Annotated in this window: 3 protein-coding genes; 2 read left to right on the forward strand and 1 reads right to left on the reverse strand. The window is 66.9% G+C overall.

The features are described from left to right. A partial coding sequence (locus HCZ87_RS20235) for a DMT family transporter (protein WP_167646857.1) occupies positions 1-423 on the forward strand: 423 nt, incomplete at its 5' end. Here HCZ87_RS20235 and HCZ87_RS20240 read toward each other — a convergent pair. Continuing rightward, the gene (locus HCZ87_RS20240; RefSeq protein WP_167646859.1) at positions 389-1,063 is read right to left on the reverse strand and encodes a thiamine diphosphokinase; all 675 of its coding nucleotides are present in this window, start codon (positions 1,061-1,063) and stop codon (positions 389-391) included. The genes HCZ87_RS20235 and HCZ87_RS20240 overlap by 35 nt on opposite strands. A gap of 138 nt (positions 1,064-1,201) precedes the next feature. Between HCZ87_RS20240 and HCZ87_RS20245 the strand changes: the two genes are divergently transcribed. Then, on the forward strand, positions 1,202-3,562 hold the full coding sequence (locus HCZ87_RS20245) for a chemotaxis protein CheA (RefSeq protein ID WP_167646861.1): 2,361 nt from the start codon (positions 1,202-1,204) through the stop codon (positions 3,560-3,562). Positions 3,563-3,683: the final 121 nt, after the last annotated feature.

The following is a 3,683-nucleotide window of genomic DNA, read 5'->3' on the forward strand; positions in this document are numbered from 1 at the left end:
ACCGACCCGATTGCCGTTCAGGCGGTGAGCGGCGGCATTGCGAGCCTGTTGATGCTGGGCCTCTTTGCGCTGAGTGCGCGCTTTGGGCTGGCGGAGCTGGACAGCAGCCTGCCCAATGGGCCGGATCTGAATCTCTTGGCTCTGGCCGGGGTTCTTGGCACGGTTGCACATCTGATGATGACCTGGAGCCTGCGCTACGCCCCGGCCAGCACGCTGGCCTCGATGCAATATCTGGAAATTCCGATGGCGGTTCTGGTGGGCTGGCTGGTCTTTTCCGAGTTGCCCAACCTCCTGGCCAGCTGCGGCATTGCCCTGACGATGGCGGCCGGCCTCTATGCAGTGCTGCGCGAAAGGCAGGCCCATCGCGCCCGGCCAGCGCATCCCGCCCTCACCGAGAGCGGCCTGCCTGCATCGCCGGAATAAGCGCGCCGAGGCATTCGCGCGGCAAGATCGCCAGCAGGCCCGGACCGTCCACCTCGATGCGCATGGGCCCGCCCAGCGCCCGGTTCGACGTGCCAATGCGCGACATCGGCGAGAGACTCAGCCCGTCGATGGGCCATTCCAACCCCTCCGACCGCCCCGTGACCGGCGCCAGCGGAAACAGCGAGACCACCGCCCCCGCCGCCAGATCCAGCGCCAGGGGCGCGGTGACATGCAACACCAGCTCCTGCGCGCCAATCAGGATGCACCCCGCCCCATGGGGCTGCGCCAGCACATGTAGCGCCGCCAATTGGTGATCGATTCGCCCTCCCAGGAAGCCCACCGCCAGTACCAGCGGCGCCGATATCGCCCTGAGCGCCTTGTCAAAATCGGTTGTTTCCTGTTCCGCCACCAAATGCAGTATACTGTCTGGCAACATCATCCGGCCCGCAGCCGAGAGCGAATCGAAATCGCCAATCACCGCGCTTGGGCTCTGGCCAAGGCGCAGCGCTTGGTCGGCACCGCCATCGGCGGCCACCAGCACCGGCGCCAGTGCCAGCGCCTCGGCGAGATCCGCCTGCGCCACATCGCCCCCGCCAATCAGCGTCACTGGGGCGGTCTCATGAACAATCACCTCTGTCATGCGGGGATATCTCGCAGAATTGGAAACAAGCCACAATCTAAACACAAAATTATACGAACAATTGCTAGGATTCGGGCGGAATTTGACCCTTCCGTCGATAGGGTAGACATCACGACTGTGGTGAGGACGAGCTGACCGATGGTACAAAATAATAAAGTTTTAACCGTTTCCTACGGAACGTTTTCATGCACGCTGGAGGGGTTCGAGGACTCCTTTGACACGATGAAGGCGATTGCGGAGTATTTTCGCGATCTCGCCGCAGACGACCGCTATTTCGGAGCCGAGCCGCCGCAACCGGATGCCGAGATGCTGGCCCGGATCGCACAGCGGGAAATCTCGCGCCAGGTCGAGGCCCGCAGCAGCGAGGGTGGCATCCACCTGCGCGCCTCCGCGCCTGCGCTGGCGGCAGAGCCCGCCGTCTCCGAGTCCGCGAAAGCCGTTCCCGAGACCACCGAGGTCGAACAGGACAGCGCGCGGCAAGCCGCCTCCCCCCGCACGGAGCCACAAGAGACCACGGTTGAAGAGACCCTGACGGATGCGTCCTCCCTTGCGGCGGATACGGCTGAACACATGGCGTCGCAGGCCGTTGCGGAGGACGAACCCCAACCCGCCGCCGCTGCGACCCCCGCCGCCGCAGAAGCAGAAGCAGAAGCAGAAGCAGAAGCAGAAGCAGAAGACGACAACGCGGGGCAGCGACCTGTGCAAGCCGACACGTCTGACGACGCTGAGTCCGCGCCTGACACGGAGGATCAATCCATCCTCTGGGGCGTACAGACCACGCTGACCGCCACCGCAAACCGGTCCCGCTCGACGGCTTCGGCGCTGCTGGCCGAGACAAAACCCGCCGCCGCAGACCCCAGGCCCGCCCCGAGCAAACCCACCGCTGCCCCCGCCGCGCAACAGGAAGAGACCGTTCCGGCGGCGGACAGCATCGCGGCCAAGCTCCAGCGCATCCGCGCCGTGGTCGCCCGGGCCCCGGTCGAAGAGGAAGACTTCACCGAAGACGAACATGCCGAGGGTCTTCAGGGCCAGGCCGGCGAAGCGGCGCGTGATCTGGAAGAGGCGCTCTCTGCGGCCCCCGAAGAGGAGGCGCTGGACACCACCTCGGCTGAAGAAAAATCCATCAGCGCGCTGCTGGACCGGATGAACCTGTCCGGCAAACCTGAGGTGCGGCCAGAGCAAAGCGACGCCGGTCAGCAAGATCTGGACGCCGAGGCCGCGCCGTCGGCACCGCAAGAGGCTGCGGATGTTACCGAGACACCCAAGCCCATCGCGACAGCCGCCCCCACGGTTGAGCCAGAGCCTGCCGCCACCGCAGAGCCGGAGACGCGCGAGCCGGTCCGCCCACGCCGCCCGGTGCGCGGGCGTCTGATCCGCGTCAAGCGGGCGGAGGTGGAACAGCATCTGATCGACGCCACGGCGGAGGATGTGACCGCCTCCCAGCCCGCCGAGACGGAGTCCGCCGAGACCGAGCCCGCCGCCACGGCTGCACTGGCACCGGCCCCCGCGCGCCCGACCGCAGCGGAGGACGCCTCCAGCCTCTCTCCCGAAGACGAGGCTGACCTGTTGGCGGAACTCGCCGCCGTCGAAGCGGATCTGCTGGCCTCCTCGACGCCGCAGTCCTCAGAGCCCAGCGAGGCTGCCGAGGACGACGCAGAGGATATGCCGAGCGCGTCTCAGGACCGACCGCAGCCCCGGCAAGCAGCCGAGCAGCCGATGCCAGGCGCCGAAAAGCCCCGCACGGGTCGCGATATCCTTGGCGCCGTGACCTCAGACGGTCTGCCCGAGGGGGACGTTTCCCGCCTGATGGCGGCAGCGGATGATCGTCTGAACGATGCGGATGCCGCCTCCTCCCGCGAGACCTATAATCAGCTGCGCGCCGCTGTGGCTGCGGCACAGGCCGATAGCGGCGCCGAGGACGCGGCACGCCGCGAAGCCCGCGCCCGCGCCTTCCGCGAGGATCTGGCCAGCGTTGTTCGCCCGCGCCGCCCCAAGGGAGAGGCCGTGCAGGCCAAAGCCCCCACAGAGGTCAGCCGTTCGGCACCGCTGAAACTGGTGGCCGAGCAACGCATCGATTCGGATCGCGTGGCCGCGACGCCCGCCGCCGCCGACACCGCCCGCCCCGCCACCCCGGTGCGCCCGCGCCGGGTCTCCAGCGCCTTGCTGCAAAAGGACAAGGATGCGCTCCAGGCGCCGCAGAAAGCCGACGACAGCGCCTTTGCCAGCTATGCCAACGAAAAAGGCGCGGTGGAGCTGCAAGAGCTGCTGGAAGCGGCCGCCGCCTACATGAGCTTTGTTGAGGGGCGCGAGAGTTTCTCCCGTCCGCAGCTGATCAACAAGGTGCGCATGCTGGAGGGGCAAGAGGCCTTCAACCGCGAGGATTCGCTGCGCTCTTTCGGGCTGCTGCTGCGCGAGGGCAAGCTGAAGAAAGCCGCCAACGGGCGCTTTTCGGTTTCCTCGCAGATCGGTTTCCGACCCGGAAACCGCGCCGCCGGCTGACGTCGCGCCTCCCACCGCATCTTGCAAATGACAACAGGCCGCCCCCCTCAGGGCGGCCTTTGTGTTTGCATGACCCTGTTTTGCATGACCCTGTTTTACATGATCCTGTGTGGCCGGGGGG

The organism is Phaeobacter sp. HF9A, from assembly GCF_011806385.1.
GTDB lineage: Bacteria > Pseudomonadota > Alphaproteobacteria > Rhodobacterales > Rhodobacteraceae > Epibacterium.